Source organism: Methylobacter sp. (assembly GCF_036845245.1).
GTDB lineage: Bacteria > Pseudomonadota > Gammaproteobacteria > Methylococcales > Methylomonadaceae > Methylobacter_A.
This window is the reverse complement of sequence record NZ_DAIUEH010000022.1, coordinates 68297-83452: the sequence shown is the minus strand read 5'-3', so window position 1 is coordinate 83452 and position 15156 is coordinate 68297. Positions and strand designations below refer to the sequence as shown.

Sequence of the window (15156 nt, the reverse complement as noted above, 5' to 3'; positions counted from 1 at the left end):
ATGATAAATTTAATGCTCGGACGACTTTGTGACTGACTTTTAAAACACGCACTTAGGATTTCGGTGATTTGGGCGACGCCGTCGCTGCCTCCGTCCAGCACATGGTATTCCGCGCTTGGCGGCAATGCGGCAATGATGCTTTGGATGTCGCCTATATTCGGGTCGATAAAGTAGATGTCGTTGCGTGACGGCTCAACTGCGGGCGGCGCAACGTCAGCCGCGGCTTCGACGAGCTTGGCGGCATCATTGGCGGGCGCATCCTGCACCACCGGGGGTTTGGTATCGACCACGGCATCCGCGGCTGTTTCCGCCGCCGCTCCGTCGAACATGATGCGCGGCTCCAGCGCCATCATGGTCCGGCGGGATTTATAATGCAGGTCGCTGTAGCTTACCGGAGTCGGCTGAGTTGAATTTATTTTGCCTGTTTTTTCATTAGGTAGGTTTCTGATAAATTTCATGTTGATGCTCTCCGGATTGTTGCTGCCGGCTTGCGACAGCACTTAAAATTATTTGAATACACTATTATCTGCTTGCCGGTTTTCATCGGCTTTAACAATATTCGACGATTTATCTTTGTTTAGGCTAATAGTAGCGTCGGCCGCTGGCGCACTCGCATCGCCCGTTAAATAGGCTCGCCAGAACTGGGACACTTTTTCCACATCTTTCCAAACCTGGGTATTTCGCACCGGTTGATCATATATCTTGGTCCATTGCGGAGGCTGAGATCTTACCTGTTGCCGTATAACATGCAGGTCTTTGTAGCCGTAAAAAAAATCATCTTCAAAGGTAATTTGCTCGACATTTTCGAAATCATGTAAAAACGCGGCTTCTCCTAGGAAATCATAAATACCTTCCAGGACGCTCTTCGGGTTTTTGGTGAGCTGATCGTATTCAACAAAATGCATGCACTCTCGCCAACCGCGCGTTACTGCGTCACGAATAACATTGTACGAACGTCCGACAACTTGGCTGTTATCTAAAAGTAACTCTATTCGCCCTAACGAGGTCTTTGATCTTATTAGGTCGGACATCTCAAAGGGTATCTGGCTTAATGCCGATGTGTGGCGAAAAACCCGCTCAAAAGAAGCGAGTACGTCGCGTAAGTCACGAACGGTAACAATCACTTTTATCCGTTCATCGCCTCCCAGTAATGCGGAAGCCATTTCCAGATATTCGGGCCAAATCCGGTTTTTATCAAAACATACTGTTTTATCGGTGTGCTGAAAATAGGATTGCAGAATACCATTCAGCACATTCCGTTTGATCGTCTCGCTATGCTTGCGATCCATCGCGCAAAAAGCTTCATTCTTATCCCAAACATTGCGCACCTGCACCAGTATATCCAGAATTCCTGACGTAGATGTTACATAAAAGCGCGGGTTTTGCCCGAGAATGTTCATTAGCAAGGTCGAACCGCTACGCGGTAAGCCTGCTACCAGATAGATGCTTTTCATCTAATGGTTAAGCCTTCTTTTCGTTAATATATGCTCGCGGTACCGCCAGAAATGTAGAGCCGAAGCGGAGTAAGCCGGAAATAAAATGATAGCGGGGCATCGTTATAAACTGATAATGAAGTCTTATAATAAAAAAAACATTAAAATTCATCATATGCATAAGTACTAATACCTAGTCTCAGTGTAACAACACCCCATCTTAAATTCAACTTCTTCCATCTCACAACGTTATCCATAGAAATAAACCCCGCATTCTTACGCCGTCGATCAAGCCGACTTGCGAGAAAAATTCGATAAAAAGCGAATCCCGTTATAATTAAGAAACACGACAACTATTTTGGAGGAACGACATGTTAGCGGCAAAAGATACCGGACTCATTAGCCCGGAAGACTATTTGAAAGGCGAACCGCTTCGTGAAGTCAAGCATGAATTGATCGACGGTCATGTTTATGCCATGGCTGGGGCCGGCGCCAATCATGAAAGAATATCGGTGAATGTTTTAAGAAAATTCGGCAATCATTTAGAAAACAGTCCCTGCGAACCTTTCGGCTCGGATATGAAGGTGAGGGTCGGTTCCAACTTTTATTATCCTGATGTGACTGTCGATTGCCGTTTCGACGATTCGGAACCCCATTTCACCGAACCCCCTATCATTATTGTCGAGGTTTTATCGAGATCAACGCGCAGAACGGACGAAACCATTAAATTGATGTCGTATATTACTATCCCCAGCCTGCAGGAATATGTGCTGATTCAACAAGATTTCGTGGACATTCAAGTCATAAGAAGAAGCGAGGGCTGGCTGCCGAAACATTATTTTCTAGGCGACGAGATTACTTTCGAATCCATCGGCTTAACTTTACCGGTCGAAGATATTTATCATCGGGTGCAAAACGACGATATGGTTGAATTCCTAATCAATAAAGCCGAAGCCGGGGAATAAGCGCCTGAATATATAAGTCGGACGTTCCAATTCAAAAGGTACGTGGTTCATACCCTTGTATCTTAATCCCTGTCATGATTAGCCTTGGAGGCCGGGTTAGCGTAGCGTAACCCGACATTTTCCTAACATCAAAGCAGCTTAACCAACGCCGCGATGATACCTGCCTGGGCTAACATCATTCCCGCTATCCATTTGACAAGGTCATGCTTGATGCTTAATTCCAGCTCCCTTAAGTCGCGTTTTGAGGCTATTTCATCAAGCTCATAGTCAGCTCTGGTTTGTTCAAGCGTAGAAGCGACAGCTGCCTTTTGCAGCCTGGTAATGACCTCGGCTTGCTGGTCGCTAAAGCCTGCACTTTTAAGCTCGTTAAAAAACTCGTGCGTATCGAAAGTAATCGTAGACATGTGCCCTGCTCCAGAAAAAATCAGGTCTTAATTATGACCCATCTATGAAAAATTTGACAATTGCCGCCGCCCTTACGCCCCCAAATTGAATACTGAAACCGGGCACTACCGCTAGTACTCAGTCAAATTTATAATGTCGAGTGAAGAAGGCTATGTAGGAGCGGCTTTAGCCGCGACAATCGCGGCTAAAGCCGCTCCCACAATTAAATTATCACCCGACAAAACAAGATTGACTGAGTACTAGGGAGACGCTGAGCATGAATAACATGAGCCGGTTTGATTTTCCAGTCGTTCATGATTATTGCTTTAGCTTGTTCCTTAGCTCCCAAGGCGCGCTTTTACGATTCGCAGGAGCGGGTCTTGCCCGCGATATTTTGATAACGAGAATGATCTTGCCCCATTCCATGCGCGGGCACGGCCCGCTCCTACAGACTCATTGATCTCGGCTGCGGCGTTGTTCGAGCTGCTCATACAGTGGCGCTACCCGTTGTTGCAGCATCGGATGCGATGAAATCGGCGGCGCATCGGTGCTGAAGCAAATACTTTTATCCTTGGCATGAAAACCGGCCCGTTGCCGCATGCGCTCCAGCTGCTCCAAAGTGCAATCGAGTCCTTGCCGGGGCAGCAAATCTTGCCATAGGATATCCGGCAATTGCCGGTAATTGATTAGTTGTAAGTGCTCTACATTGGCAAGCGCCGCTTCGAAAAATCCGGCTAAAACCTTGGCGCAATAGCCGTCCAAATCCCCCGCCTCCAATGTTTCCGCCGCCAGCGAGGCGATCATGCCGGGCACCATCTGAGGTCCGCGCTGGCGTCGATGCGAGGCCAGTACGGCTTCCGGTTCCCGATAAAGAAACCAGCATGGCGTATCCGGGAACGCGGCGCGAAATATCGGCAGAAATTGAGTATGCCAGCTATCGAGCTTGATGAAAAAGTGAGTTTCTTCAAGGCTTCGTTGTTGCCCCAAGGCCAGAATTAATTGCCTCAGGTTGGCGCTGCCGCCGCTGGATTCAGGCTCTGCTTGATGCATGTGTAAGAAAGCATTGATGACCGGCGGCTCCGACATCACAATACAACAAGACAGGGTTGACAATAATTGGGTCAGCAAAGTGGAGCCGCAACGCGAAGTATGAAAAATAAACGCGCTCGGCATCAGCCCCGGCTCCAGGCGCTTCAGCCAATCGAAGTCTGTACGGCAGAGATAACGTTGCGACGGATTTTGCTGTTGCAAGGTATCGGTAAAGAACGATGCGCTAAAGCGGTCTTGGACATGCCGCCAAACGATTTCCCGGCCTTGCAGAGCAACCGGAAACCAATTGCGCAATGAGGTCAAAGTTTCTGCGGCGACAGCTTGGCCGCTTAATAACTGCCGTTCATTCAGCATGGGATAGGATAAAAAAGAAGAAGGCGCGGCCAGGCCCGGCCGCGCCTAAGCGGTTTAATTCCGGGAAGGGAAAATGCCTTCGACGCAAATTATATAGTTAAGCCCAATATAGGGAGGCATGGTGGAAATGTTGGCGCTGGTTACAACTGGAGCCGTCACTGCAGCACCTGTCCCAGTGGTACCTGAATTAACATTAGCATTACCTACAAGCGTAGTGGTTACACTTTGGGTATTGAGCGCAACCAAATTCGTAGCGGGACCGGTCGTGGCTAGATACATTGCACCAGAGGTTGGGCCTGTGCCGGTATTGCATAACGTTGCGTTAGCAGTGGGCGTCGCACTACCACTACCCGCCCCATTCGAAGTGGCATTAAGCGTCGATGAAGCCGTGAATGCACTTCCCGGTACAGTTACGGAATGGTTGTGTTGAGGCAGATTATTGATACCTATTGTAAATGATACCGAGCCAGAGCTAACCACAGTTGCAGTATTTGCACCACCCTTTAAACCCTGAGGAACATTCATCAAACCCGGCCCTTGGGCCTGTGATCCGACGACAACCCGGCCGCGCAGATCGGGTATGCCGAAAGTGTTCTGCCCATCCCCGCCATACATGGTACCCAGCAACGCAAATAACGCCGCATTTTGTTGAACCGGCACGGTTTGCCCATTGCAAAACAACCAGCCTCTTGGCGGATAATTAAATCCCACTGCCAGAACGCTTCCCATAAATGCATCCATAATAAACTCCAATTTTACTATATATAATTGAAATACAACGACAATGTGTCGCCGCACAATAAGATTACCTCGTATTTAATTACGCAAATTGGGTTATTTTTTAGTAAAAGCCTTTACAAAACAGCTCACATAAAACAATAAATACCTAAATCTTGAAATTAAGTACTGGTTATCAGTAATACGATTTTACTCAAACTCCAATCGGTAAGATAAAACCAAGGTTTGAATTTAATTCTAACCAAATAGTCAGCTGACCGGGGCGCAAAGATAGCAGATTACACCGTTAAATAAAACAAAAAAGATAAGTTGCTAATCAGCATAGCAGTTGGTACACCTGACATCAGAAAATAATTAACTGACTTTATTCGCTAAAATATATAACCTAAACTTTCTTTTACGGGACCTTGCACTACTTCTGCTATTATTTAATTAGATACACAGGGAATTAATTACGGTATTGAGTATTCATTTAGTACGCCGCATCGCATCCAGTCTATTAGCCAAACTCAATGCCGCAACAGAGCCGCTTTGCCGCAATTCTGCAATGATGTCCGATACATTTGCATCGGTGATACTGGGATCGCCATATTTCGGTAAAGAATTGGCAACAAACCCGGCCGCATTAAATATATCGGTTAGCCATTGATTCGGGATGCAATCAAGCACTAAATGAATACGATGCACTTCGCTATGGTTTTCAACCCGGTGCCTGCAGTTGGCATTCATGTACCAAGTACCGCCCGCGGCAAAATGAACCGGCTCGCCATCCAGCCAAAACAATACCTTTGGGTCGGTAATAATAGGAATATGCAAGCGCGCCAAGCCATCTTCAAAATTGGTTCCCGGATCGGTATGTTCGCGGATGACGCCGCCGGGCGCCAAGGCCATCAAGCGCACGGCGCAGGTTTCGCATTTGAAGTGTTGCAGGACTTGCCGAAAATAAGGACAACGCGCCAAGAGCGGCGTATCCAGAAATTGATCATTCGAAAATGCCAGAATATCGTCGCTGCGGCCGTGAGGGGAACGCAATGCCTGACAGTGCCAATATCCGGCATCGGCGGCTTGATCATTGTAATGGGGCACCCATTGATCCGGCAATAAGCCCTGCAAATCAGTTTGCAATGCGGCCAAATCGAAATCAAACGGCAAACGCAAATAGCGGGTAGCTTGATTCATGCCGCGGCTCCTGCCCGCCAGCACATTTGTTCGCTGATTTCGTCTTCGCCAACAATCTGGAAGCCGGCGGAAAGATAGAACCAGCGTGCTTTGAAATTATTTTTTACTACGCGCAAACTCAAGCTTGCCTGATGTGTTTCGGCCATTTGTTGAAGGTGCTGCAACATATACCGCGCCAAACCCTGCCTTTGAGCGCCAGGCAGGACTGCAATGTCGATCAGGCGAATATCGCCGGTAGTATGTTCGAATACCATGCGCCCCAGTGCTTGACGTTGATATTCGAGGATTATAGTTTGAGCATTCGGATAGTTATGCTGCACGCCCAGTGCATGAATCTGTTGTTGTGATCGAATCAAGTTGTCGATAAAGACTGAATCCATCGGCAACATGAGTAAATCTTCGCGGGTTGAACGATAAAGCGTATCGATAAATTCTTGATCGTGCTCATGGACGGAACGTAAATGAAAATCGGACGGTGACATATCTATAGTTTTTATGAAATAAAAATTTTTTTTCTGCTATCATGTACGCCGTCAACTTTTGACGCAACTCTACTTAAAGGTTAGCCATGAATCTCAGTCTTGAACAAGTCTCTCCGTTAGTGGGCACAAACTTCACAGTACACACACAAGCAGGTCTAATTGACTTGGAATTAATCGATGTAGCGGAATTACCGCGCCGTAACATACCGGAACAATTTCGCACTCCGTTATCGCTGGTCTTTACCGGACCGCCGGATATCCTTCTGCAACAAGACATTTATCTTGTTGAGCACGCTGAATTGGGACAGAATCAATGGCTCATGGGGCCTATATTATCAATCAACCCGGGCTCGAATGATAACAAACTCTATTATGAGATAATGTTTTCTTGATAATAGCAGATCCGCCGTGCCTTAAGCAAACAGAACCAATAGATAAAATCCATGCAATCTAATAAGGCTGTTTTATCGGTCGGAGGTGACGAGACTCCGCCTACTCTCAACCCCATCCGAATGTCGTGCATGGGGTTAAGTGGGTTACTTATCCAAGCTGAAAGCTGGGCGTAAACCCTGCTGTTTGGGTGAGTTCGATTCCGTTTAGACTTCCAAGGACTGGCGATTCTTAAATTTATTTTTAACAGATGATTTATACTCGAAACAGCTAATGCAGTGTTATTCTCTTAACCATCGCTGCATCTGTGGGAACGCCTTCCAGCCCAATTGCTCGGCCTTGTCGGGTTCGGCAGTTAAGCCCATCCACTGTAGCAACGGCACCCCCATAGTACCTCCATTACTAAAAATATCTATCAGCCAGTCTGACTCGCCTTTGTAGCCATCGGGATGAAATACAACATCCGGCGCTAGGTTTAAATACACCAGAGCCGCCCATGACCAAGCTAACGTAGCTATCTCATCACCCGCATTTTTGCTGACATCGTTATATGAAGCATTGCGTTGCGTGCTGGGCATCACCGCTAGGTGTCCCGCTTCATGCAGCAAATCCCCAGGATATTTCAGCTTAGTTTCGTCCACAACCAATGTACCTTTATCAATTAGAATGCCGGGCAAGATAACATTGTCAGGAGCTTCTCCGGCCCGTACAGGGATGCCTATACCGGAAATAAAATCAGTGATCTGTAAAGTTAATGGATTTTCAAACACAGCTATGTCTTTCCTTTATGTTGATGATTGGAGCGAAAGCCGGCACAAGGCAAAACGTATGGTTTTATTAAGATAATGATAAGCTTGCCAATGAATATAACAGCAAGAATTATGCGATTTACTTATCATTAGACATAAAAAAACCGTAGCCCCAAAAGAGCTACGGTTTTTGCACGCAATTAGATGATTGTTACTTCTTCTGCTTGCGGGCCTTTTTGTCCTTGAGTGACAGTAAACTGCACTTTTTGTCCTTCATCAAGAGATTTGAAGCCTGAGCTGTTAATGTTACGAAAGTGAACAAAAACATCGGGGCCGTTTTCTTGCTGGATAAAACCGAAACCTTTTTCAGCGTTAAACCATTTAACTGTACCAGTAGTCATTTAGTGTATTCCTATTTGTTTAATTGAAGCCTTATAAAGGCCTATGGAGCTGGGAAATTAGAGAATTACTTAATGATAACAGGACGAACAATTACATGAAGAACTTCGTAGAGATAAGCATAACGGTAACACTATTTCAAGCTGAGTGCATTCTATGACCGCAATCTGGGAATGTCAAGCTTGCTCTTACAGTTTCCCGATGTTTTGTTGCAACCTTGAAGAATCCAGTTTATAGGCCGTATTAAAAGCCATCTGAAATAATTATTCCTGACTCAAGATTGAGCTGATAAACATTCAAGACCGGATGGCGCTCACCACTAAACTTTAACCTTTTACATGACTTATATGAATAGCTTATGAATTTAATACATCAAATAAGGAAACAATCCATCAACTCCTAGTGTTATTGTCAACAATAGAGTCCTTCACTATAGTTGAGTCGTAGTTTAAAAAACCTTTCAACTTTATACGAGGATTTACTCATGAGCGACCTTTACAAAGACATTTTAACCGGAACGGTATTTATAACCGGCCTGCTGGGTTTTATTTCCGGTGAATTCATCATCTCATCCGCATTATTCGCCACTGCTGCAATTGCCAGTAACATTAACCTGAACCGTAAAAGAGGTAAAGCTGGACAATTATCATGCGAATGACCTACCTGAATTGTTTAGCCACACGACTTTCAAGGCTTAACGGCCTTGAAAGTTTTTAGACTTTTTTACAGCTCCCTCGCTTAAAGCCCTCACTAAATCGTTACCGCTACTCCGTCAGCATTCAGCCACGTTACATCCCCATCGCCCTCACCTAAAATTATTGGCAATGGCGCAGCCATAGTTATAGGGCAAGATAGAATTTTATCCTTGCGACACCTACATTCTAAATAAGCAGCTACTTACACCCAGCCAAAATCATTCTCTGCCTCTCACACGATTTTTTACAAATACTTTCTGCAATGCTTGATCAAATACCAACCGGTATAAATGGTCAAAGTTCAATCCGTATCGACCGGTCACGAATATCAAACAAAAGATTTATCAGCCCCCACCCAAAAACGCTCTTGAAGCTATATGATTTTGCACCAGTAAGTTGCACACCCTTGCTTGCCACCAACAATGAGGCAGAATATGCATTGTGCCATTAGGTGATTTTAAGAAGTATTTGCCATGATATACTCACCAAGAATGGAAAGAGGATATCTCATTCGGAATGATTAAAGCTTGCCGCATAAAGGTCAGCAATCGCCTTAGACATATTTAGTTGCAGTGATTTCATCAGCGATATATGGGCTTGGCATCATCAGGCAAAGGAACTCAGAATAAATACTTGTACAAATAACGAATAGTGCAACCAAACCGATAAATATTATGATGCACCCTCTTTCCGAAGCGAGCCTTCATTACCGCAACATCTTTACTTCGCGAACAGAACAAGAACTTGAGACGATTTCCAAAATTAAACGATTTATGGAAAGATTTTCTGCCGATGAAGTCTTCCGTAAAAGATTACAGGAAAATCATCTAAATCCCCATTTGATCCTTGCCGAATATGGACTGGAAATTGACTTGCAACGCGCTCTACCGCTGTGGCACGACCAATATAGCAAGTACCGCTTTAAGACGAATCAGGAACAAAAATGGCCGCTGGCCGATATGTTTGACCGTTACATCAACGACATGCGCAAATATCGTGCGCTTATCCGCGAACAAGGCGACATGTCTCAGTCCTATCCCCGATTCCATTCTTGGCGCGAGCGGCAGATTGCTCGTTCCGCCAGTGAGATTCCAGGCAATTATGAAGCCATCACCCACTCCATAATTTCTTTTGAGTTGAGCCAAGGTTGTTCCGTGGGTTGCTGGTTCTGCGGCATTTCAGCGGACAAATTTACAGGATATTATCCTTACGATACAGAAAACGTCCAGCTGTGGCGGGCCATGTTGCAAGTCGTCTATGAGCTGTTTGGCGAAGCCGCCCATACCGGTTTCTGCTACTGGGCGACCGATCCTTGCGATAACCCGGATTATGCGGCATTTATCAATGATTACTATCAGGTGATGGGCTGTCTCCCACAAACCACCACCGCTACACCACTGAAGAATTTGGAATTGACACGCAAAATCTTGCATCTTTCTGAACAACACCGTTGCACGAAGAATCGTTTTTCGGTGATTAGTTTGCGCTTACTTAATCAAATCCATCAAACCTTTACAGCAAGGGAGTTGTTGGATGTCGAACTGGTCATGCAGAACAAAGAATCCCTGACCTTGAAGACAGTGGCAGGACGGGCAAGTGAACGCCAAGAGCGTTTTCGTAAATCAGGCCGTAATGATGAAAATTTAAAGCTAAAGCGTGACCACTCCACAATTGCCTGTGTTAGCGGTTTTTTGGTGAGCATGCTGAAAAAGACGATACAACTGATAGCACCAACACGCGCATGTGAGAAGTGGCCATTAGGTTATCGTATCTACGCTGAGCGCCAGTTTACGAATAGCGAGACATTTCGGACGGCTTTGGTCGAGATGATTGATGAATTTATGCCGGATTCATTGCCTGATGGAAACCTGGTTTCTTTTAGGAAAGACTTGACTTTTTCGGTCGTGCCAGAGGGTGATGAAAGTAGTTTTTATTTAAAAAGCAAATGGGTGAAACATACCTGCAAGGGCTTTTCATTCATGCGCCTTTTGGGCGAGCTGATCGCATCCGGATCATATTGCGTCGATACGTTGACTGCCCAATTAGTCGAAGCCGGCGCGGATGCAGGGCAGACTAAAAATACTTTGCAGCATTTGTATGATAAAAGCTTGTTAAATGATGAGCCAGATTATGCTTGAGCAGCAATCCGGCCCGAAGCATTTTGGGCGAACACTGAGTCAAATGGAAACGTTTGCAGAATTTGTTTGTTCAAATCATTTCTGCTGTCGATGCGCCAGAATAATAAATACTACTTCCTTATGAAGATGGACAAGGGTTAACGTGAAAACATCCGTTCATGGCCTCGTCGAATCGTTTCTATCATTTGGAGGGATTTATAAGACATAAACAGAATCACCTTCACTTTCTCCCGATGGCTCAGGAGTCGTTTCGGTTGTGGGCGCTACATTACCTGAAGATGCATTCGAGCCCATAATATCAGCCTCACGCTCCAGCCCTTTGTCATCATTTATAGCAACACTGTTTGGCATTTTTCTACCTCTCAATTTTAATTGTGTTTATTTTCGATTGTTTGGTCTGATCGCGCCTGAATGTAATATGGCTTTCACAAGGATGATTCAGGCCATAAAATTCTATATCTCATCATAACTCCGGTCAACTCCAGCTAAGCTAACTTCTTGATACTATGTGATATGCAATATTATTCAATCAATTACATCTTTGCCTCGCCATTTTTCATCCTGGATTTCATAAAACTTATCGCTGGGGCTAGTGCTTTTTATGGCGGCATCTGAGTAAATAGGCCGATATGCTTTGAAACTTAACAATCCCCCACAAATGACTGTACGTCAATTCGTTAGACATAAAAAAACCCGCAAAGCCAGATAAACTTGCAGGTTCCTGATATTCTTTACATCTCGCCGGATACTTAAATGGCGGAGAGAGAGGGGTTCGAACCCTCGATACGTTGCCGTATACACACTTTCCAGGCGTGCGCCTTCGACCACTCGGCCATCTCTCCTTTTATTCAGCTCCCCGCAGATAACGAGAAGCCGAGTAGAATAATCGATATTACGTTTTGACGCAATGGCATTTATCCGCCAGCTTCGGATAATGCTTCCAACTCATCCCATCGCTTATACACTTTCTCCAATTCCGTATCGATCTGTTTCAATTCATCCAAGGTCTTCGCAACCACGGCTTGATCTTTTTTGTAGAACTCAGGCGCACTGATTTGCCGGTTTAACTCCGCTTGCTTGGTTTCCAACTCAGCGATCAGTTCCGGCAATTTCTCCAGTTCCTGCTGTTCTTTGAAACTGAGCTTTTTTTTCGTTCCGGTACGAGAAGGCGTCTGTGCCGCCGGTTTCTCCTGCTTGGTTACCTTGGCCGTTTCGGCCTGCTTCACCTGCTTGACATGACTCATCCAGTCGCTATAGCCGCCGACAAACTCATCGACTTCGCCCGAGCCGTCCAACACAAAGACACTGGTCACTACATTGTCCAGAAAAGCCCTGTCATGACTGACCAGCAATAAAGTACCGTCAAAGTCGACCAATTTTTCTTCCAACAACTCCAGCGTTTCCAAATCCAGGTCATTGGTCGGTTCGTCCATGACGATCAGATTGGAAGGCTTGGTAAATAACCGCGCCAGTAACAAGCGGTTTTTTTCGCCGCCTGATAAGCTTTTTACCGGCGAGCGCGCTCTTGCCGGTGCAAACAGGAAATCCCCAAGATACGACATCACATGCCGTTGGTTACCGGCGATCTCGACAAAATCATTACCATCGGCAACGGTATCGGCAACGGTCATCTCCGGGTCGAGCTGATCGCGCAACTGGTCGAAGTAGGCGATTTCCAGCCGTGTACCCTGCTCTACCGTACCGCTACTGGGTTCCAATTGCTTTAACAGCAATTTCAATAAGGTCGATTTACCGGCGCCGTTAGCGCCAATCAGGCCGATTTTGTCGCCGCGCTGAATCAGCGTAGAAAAATGATTAATGATCTGCCGATCTCCATAGCCAAAGCTAATGTCATTAACCTCGATCACTTTTTTACCGGAGGCATCGCCCCTGTCCAGGGACATTTTGCTGGTGCCTTGAGTATTGCGGCGCTGGGCGCGTTCATTACGCAATTTCTCCAGCGCCCTGACCCGGCCTTCATTACGCGTACGCCGGGCTTTTACGCCCTGCCTGATCCAGACCTCTTCATCGGCCAGCTTCTTGTCGAACTCGGCATTCTGGTTGGCTTCATCCTCAAGGGCTGCGGCTTTACGGGCCAAATAATCGTCGTAATTGCCCTGCCAGGACACCAAATTGCCGCGATCCAAATCAACAATCCGGGTCGCCAGTTTTTGCAGAAACGACCGGTCATGCGTCACAAATAATACCGCGCCCTGAAAATTCAGCAGTTGATCTTCCAGCCAAGTAATACTTTCAAAGTCTAAATGGTTGGTCGGCTCATCCAGCAATAATACTTCCGGCTCAATGACCAAAGCTCTGGCCAACGCTACGCGCCGTTTCCAACCGCCGGACAAGCCGCTAATTTTTAACTCACCGGGCAAATCTAGCTTACTTAAAGTGGCTTCAACCCGTTGCTGAAAATGCCAGCCGTTATGGGCTTCGAGTTTATGCTGCAAATCGCCCAACTCATTCAAAGCCTTGTCGTCGTCGTAATCCATGGTTAACGTCATCGCGTGATAACGGGTGATCCATTCGCCCAGCTCGCCCAAGCCGCCGGCAACCGCATCGTAAATGGTTGCGTCATCAGGCAATTCCGGCGTTTGTTCCAGCCATGCCAGTCTTAATCCCGGTTGCTGCCAGATGTCGCCATGATCGGGCTGAACATTGCCGGCGATAATCTTCATTAAAGTTGATTTACCCTCGCCGTTGCGGCCTAACAAGCCTACCCGTTCCCCAGCATCCAGCTGAAATTCGGCATTTTTCAATAAAGCGTGAGTTCCATAAGCAATGGAAACGTTGGACAATCGTAATAAGGGCATTTTAAAGTTCTTTATGTTGTAAATAGCGTCGTAATAAATCCAGTGCCAGTAAAGCCGCTTGGTTTTGCTTGCGTTTAATAGGGCCTGCCACTGAATGGGTGGTTTGATGAAATCCATCTCCAGTCAGCAGCACATTATATAGAATAATGGCTTGGTCTTTATCGTGAAATGTTTCGTTATCCCCGGAATAGAGCTGAACCAGCACAAAATCGGCAGCACCGGTCTTGTGTATTTCGCCGGCGACGGCCTGTGCAGTTGCAACTAAATCATCGGCATTAACCGCAACCGAAAGTTTTTGCCCTAACCTGCCCAGAGATTGCTCATAGCGCGTTTCCAGCAGCCATGATAAGCCTATGCACTTGGCCGCCAACAAACCCTGGCTGGCTGTTTCCACTACAGCCAGCGTATGCTTGCCGACAGTCATCAATTGATCGACGGTAAATACCAAGTCGCCGCCAATCTGACCCAATCCATCAATTGTAAAAACATGATCGCCCAGCTCTGCTGCAACTTTTGACACCAATGCATTCATGGCAGCTTCAGGGTAATCAGGCACAAACAGCAATTTGGTTTGCACATCGTCCGGGCTGGCCCGGAAACCCAACTGCACTTGGGCCGGGATTTCAATTGAACTCATGCGTTCCTGAATGGCCGACTCGCCTATGCCCATGGTTTTAATGGTGATTAGCTTTCCCGGCCGCAACAAGAACCGGCCTGCCAGCGTTGGCTGGATGGATTCCAAAAACAAATGCCGCATTTCCATCGGTACGCCGGGTACAAAGGCAAACCAGCAACGTCCCACTTGCAGGGAAAAACCCGGCGCCGTGCCCCAGGCATTATCAATTCGCTCGGCCCCTTTCGGAAACATCGCCTGTTTGCGGTTTGATTCGGGCATAACCCGATTTCTAAGCGTAAAAAACCGATTGATCTGCTCAAAAGCAACATCGTCAAACTCCAACGGCAAATCGAACGCCTTGGCAACGGCCTCGGCAGTCAAATCATCACTGGTAGGGCCCAGCCCGCCTGTACAAATGCAACAGTCTGCACGTGCCGATATCTCCCACAGCAAGGCTACCAGATCATCCAGTTTATCGCCTACGGCGGTATGCCGGGTTACGTTAAAGCCCATGGCGACGACTCGCTCAGACAACCAGGCCGCATTGGTATCGACGGTTTGCCCGGTGACGACTTCCTCGCCTTGAGAGAATATTTCTAATATTGGATTCATGCTGGAAATAAGGCTTATTGAGTTTGCGTATCGGCCATAATCGGCTAAAGCGTTTTGAAATACAAATTGACCTTAACACTTAAAGTGGAAGTTGATTTATCCTAAAAAAATCATTTTGTCCACGAAAGACGTAAAAAGCACGAAAAGCCAACT

At 46.4% G+C, this 15156-nt stretch carries 16 protein-coding genes and 1 tRNA gene; 4 read left to right on the top strand and 13 right to left on the bottom strand.

The window, feature by feature from the left end:
* Positions 1–458: DUF4347 domain-containing protein (locus tag V7051_RS11430; RefSeq protein ID WP_333875094.1), on the bottom strand; the 458-nt coding region annotated here is incomplete at its 3' end.
* 48 nt (positions 459–506) lie between these two features.
* On the bottom strand, positions 507–1454 hold the full coding sequence (locus tag V7051_RS11425) for a sulfotransferase family protein (RefSeq protein ID WP_333875093.1): 948 nt from the start codon (positions 1452–1454) through the stop codon (positions 507–509).
* 350 nt (positions 1455–1804) lie between these two features.
* Between V7051_RS11425 and V7051_RS11420 the strand changes: the two genes are divergently transcribed.
* A complete protein-coding gene (locus V7051_RS11420; protein ID WP_333875092.1) occupies positions 1805–2398 on the top strand; it encodes a Uma2 family endonuclease in 594 nt (197 codons plus the stop codon).
* 128 nt (positions 2399–2526) lie between these two features.
* On the opposite strand, the gene V7051_RS11415 is transcribed toward V7051_RS11420, so the two are convergent.
* The 5 genes from V7051_RS11415 to V7051_RS11395 form a co-directional block, all read right to left on the bottom strand.
* The gene (locus tag V7051_RS11415; protein WP_333875091.1) at positions 2527–2802 is read right to left on the bottom strand and encodes a DUF1640 domain-containing protein; all 276 of its coding nucleotides are present in this window, start codon (positions 2800–2802) and stop codon (positions 2527–2529) included.
* A 433-nt stretch (positions 2803–3235) separates the two neighbouring features.
* Positions 3236–4186 carry a hypothetical protein gene (locus tag V7051_RS11410; RefSeq protein ID WP_333875090.1) on the bottom strand — a complete coding sequence of 317 codons (951 nt, stop codon included), beginning with the start codon at positions 4184–4186 and terminating at the stop codon, positions 3236–3238.
* 54 nt (positions 4187–4240) lie between these two features.
* On the bottom strand, positions 4241–4927 hold the full coding sequence (locus V7051_RS11405; RefSeq protein WP_333875089.1) for a phage tail protein: 687 nt from the start codon (positions 4925–4927) through the stop codon (positions 4241–4243).
* A 465-nt stretch (positions 4928–5392) separates the two neighbouring features.
* On the bottom strand, positions 5393–6103 hold the full coding sequence (locus V7051_RS11400) for an aspartyl/asparaginyl beta-hydroxylase domain-containing protein (RefSeq protein WP_333875088.1): 711 nt from the start codon (positions 6101–6103) through the stop codon (positions 5393–5395).
* Positions 6100–6585 carry a GNAT family N-acetyltransferase gene (locus V7051_RS11395; protein ID WP_333875087.1) on the bottom strand — a complete coding sequence of 162 codons (486 nt, stop codon included), beginning with the start codon at positions 6583–6585 and terminating at the stop codon, positions 6100–6102. Before V7051_RS11395 ends, V7051_RS11400 begins: the two co-directional genes overlap by 4 nt.
* Positions 6586–6671: 86 nt before the next feature.
* Here V7051_RS11395 and V7051_RS11390 point away from each other — a divergent pair, with 86 nt between their 5' ends.
* Positions 6672–6977 carry a DUF6916 family protein gene (locus V7051_RS11390; RefSeq protein ID WP_333875086.1) on the top strand — a complete coding sequence of 102 codons (306 nt, stop codon included), beginning with the start codon at positions 6672–6674 and terminating at the stop codon, positions 6975–6977.
* Between the two features lie 279 nt (positions 6978–7256).
* Here V7051_RS11390 and V7051_RS11385 read toward each other — a convergent pair whose 3' ends face one another.
* Together V7051_RS11385 and V7051_RS11380 are read right to left on the bottom strand one after the other, a co-directional pair.
* Positions 7257–7745 (bottom strand): hypothetical protein, encoded by a 489-nt coding sequence (locus V7051_RS11385; RefSeq protein ID WP_333875085.1) that lies wholly within the window; start codon positions 7743–7745, stop codon positions 7257–7259.
* Positions 7746–7924: 179 nt separating this feature from the next.
* A complete protein-coding gene (locus V7051_RS11380; RefSeq protein WP_006890275.1) occupies positions 7925–8125 on the bottom strand; it encodes a cold-shock protein in 201 nt (66 codons plus the stop codon).
* 482 nt (positions 8126–8607) lie between these two features.
* On the opposite strand from V7051_RS11380, the gene V7051_RS11375 reads away from it, so the two are divergent.
* Together V7051_RS11375 and V7051_RS11370 are read left to right on the top strand one after the other, a co-directional pair.
* A complete protein-coding gene (locus tag V7051_RS11375; protein WP_333875084.1) occupies positions 8608–8781 on the top strand; it encodes a hypothetical protein in 174 nt (57 codons plus the stop codon).
* 711 nt (positions 8782–9492) lie between these two features.
* Positions 9493–10956, top strand: coding sequence for a radical SAM family RiPP maturation amino acid epimerase (locus tag V7051_RS11370; RefSeq protein WP_333875083.1), 1464 nt, complete (start codon positions 9493–9495; stop codon positions 10954–10956).
* Between the two features lie 195 nt (positions 10957–11151).
* On the opposite strand, the gene V7051_RS11365 is transcribed toward V7051_RS11370, so the two are convergent.
* The 4 genes from V7051_RS11365 to V7051_RS11350 form a co-directional block, all read right to left on the bottom strand.
* Positions 11152–11307, bottom strand: a complete 156-nt coding sequence (locus V7051_RS11365) for a hypothetical protein (protein WP_333875082.1) — start codon at positions 11305–11307, stop codon at positions 11152–11154.
* Positions 11308–11710: 403 nt separating this feature from the next.
* Positions 11711–11798, bottom strand: a tRNA-Ser gene (locus V7051_RS11360).
* 72 nt (positions 11799–11870) lie between these two features.
* Positions 11871–13775 carry an ATP-binding cassette domain-containing protein gene (locus V7051_RS11355; RefSeq protein WP_333875081.1) on the bottom strand — a complete coding sequence of 635 codons (1905 nt, stop codon included), beginning with the start codon at positions 13773–13775 and terminating at the stop codon, positions 11871–11873.
* Between the two features lies 1 nt (position 13776).
* Entirely contained in the window at positions 13777–15003 is a 1227-nt protein-coding gene (locus V7051_RS11350; RefSeq protein ID WP_333875080.1) for a competence/damage-inducible protein A, read from the bottom strand.
* Positions 15004–15156: the final 153 nt, after the last annotated feature.

Coding starts and splice junctions, on each gene's coding strand:
- V7051_RS11425 (WP_333875093.1), bottom strand. CDS start 1,454: ATGAAAAGCATCTATCTGGTAGCAGGCTTACCGCGTAGCGGTTCGACC.
- V7051_RS11420 (WP_333875092.1), top strand. CDS start 1,805: ATGTTAGCGGCAAAAGATACCGGACTCATTAGCCCGGAAGACTATTTG.
- V7051_RS11415 (WP_333875091.1), bottom strand. CDS start 2,802: ATGTCTACGATTACTTTCGATACGCACGAGTTTTTTAACGAGCTTAAA.
- V7051_RS11410 (WP_333875090.1), bottom strand. CDS start 4,186: ATGCTGAATGAACGGCAGTTATTAAGCGGCCAAGCTGTCGCCGCAGAA.
- V7051_RS11405 (WP_333875089.1), bottom strand. CDS start 4,927: ATGGATGCATTTATGGGAAGCGTTCTGGCAGTGGGATTTAATTATCCG.
- V7051_RS11400 (WP_333875088.1), bottom strand. CDS start 6,103: ATGAATCAAGCTACCCGCTATTTGCGTTTGCCGTTTGATTTCGATTTG.
- V7051_RS11395 (WP_333875087.1), bottom strand. CDS start 6,585: ATGTCACCGTCCGATTTTCATTTACGTTCCGTCCATGAGCACGATCAA.
- V7051_RS11390 (WP_333875086.1), top strand. CDS start 6,672: ATGAATCTCAGTCTTGAACAAGTCTCTCCGTTAGTGGGCACAAACTTC.
- V7051_RS11380 (WP_006890275.1), bottom strand. CDS start 8,125: ATGACTACTGGTACAGTTAAATGGTTTAACGCTGAAAAAGGTTTCGGT.
- V7051_RS11375 (WP_333875084.1), top strand. CDS start 8,608: ATGAGCGACCTTTACAAAGACATTTTAACCGGAACGGTATTTATAACC.
- V7051_RS11370 (WP_333875083.1), top strand. CDS start 9,493: ATGATGCACCCTCTTTCCGAAGCGAGCCTTCATTACCGCAACATCTTT.
- V7051_RS11365 (WP_333875082.1), bottom strand. CDS start 11,307: ATGCCAAACAGTGTTGCTATAAATGATGACAAAGGGCTGGAGCGTGAG.
- V7051_RS11355 (WP_333875081.1), bottom strand. CDS start 13,775: ATGCCCTTATTACGATTGTCCAACGTTTCCATTGCTTATGGAACTCAC.
- V7051_RS11350 (WP_333875080.1), bottom strand. CDS start 15,003: ATGAATCCAATATTAGAAATATTCTCTCAAGGCGAGGAAGTCGTCACC.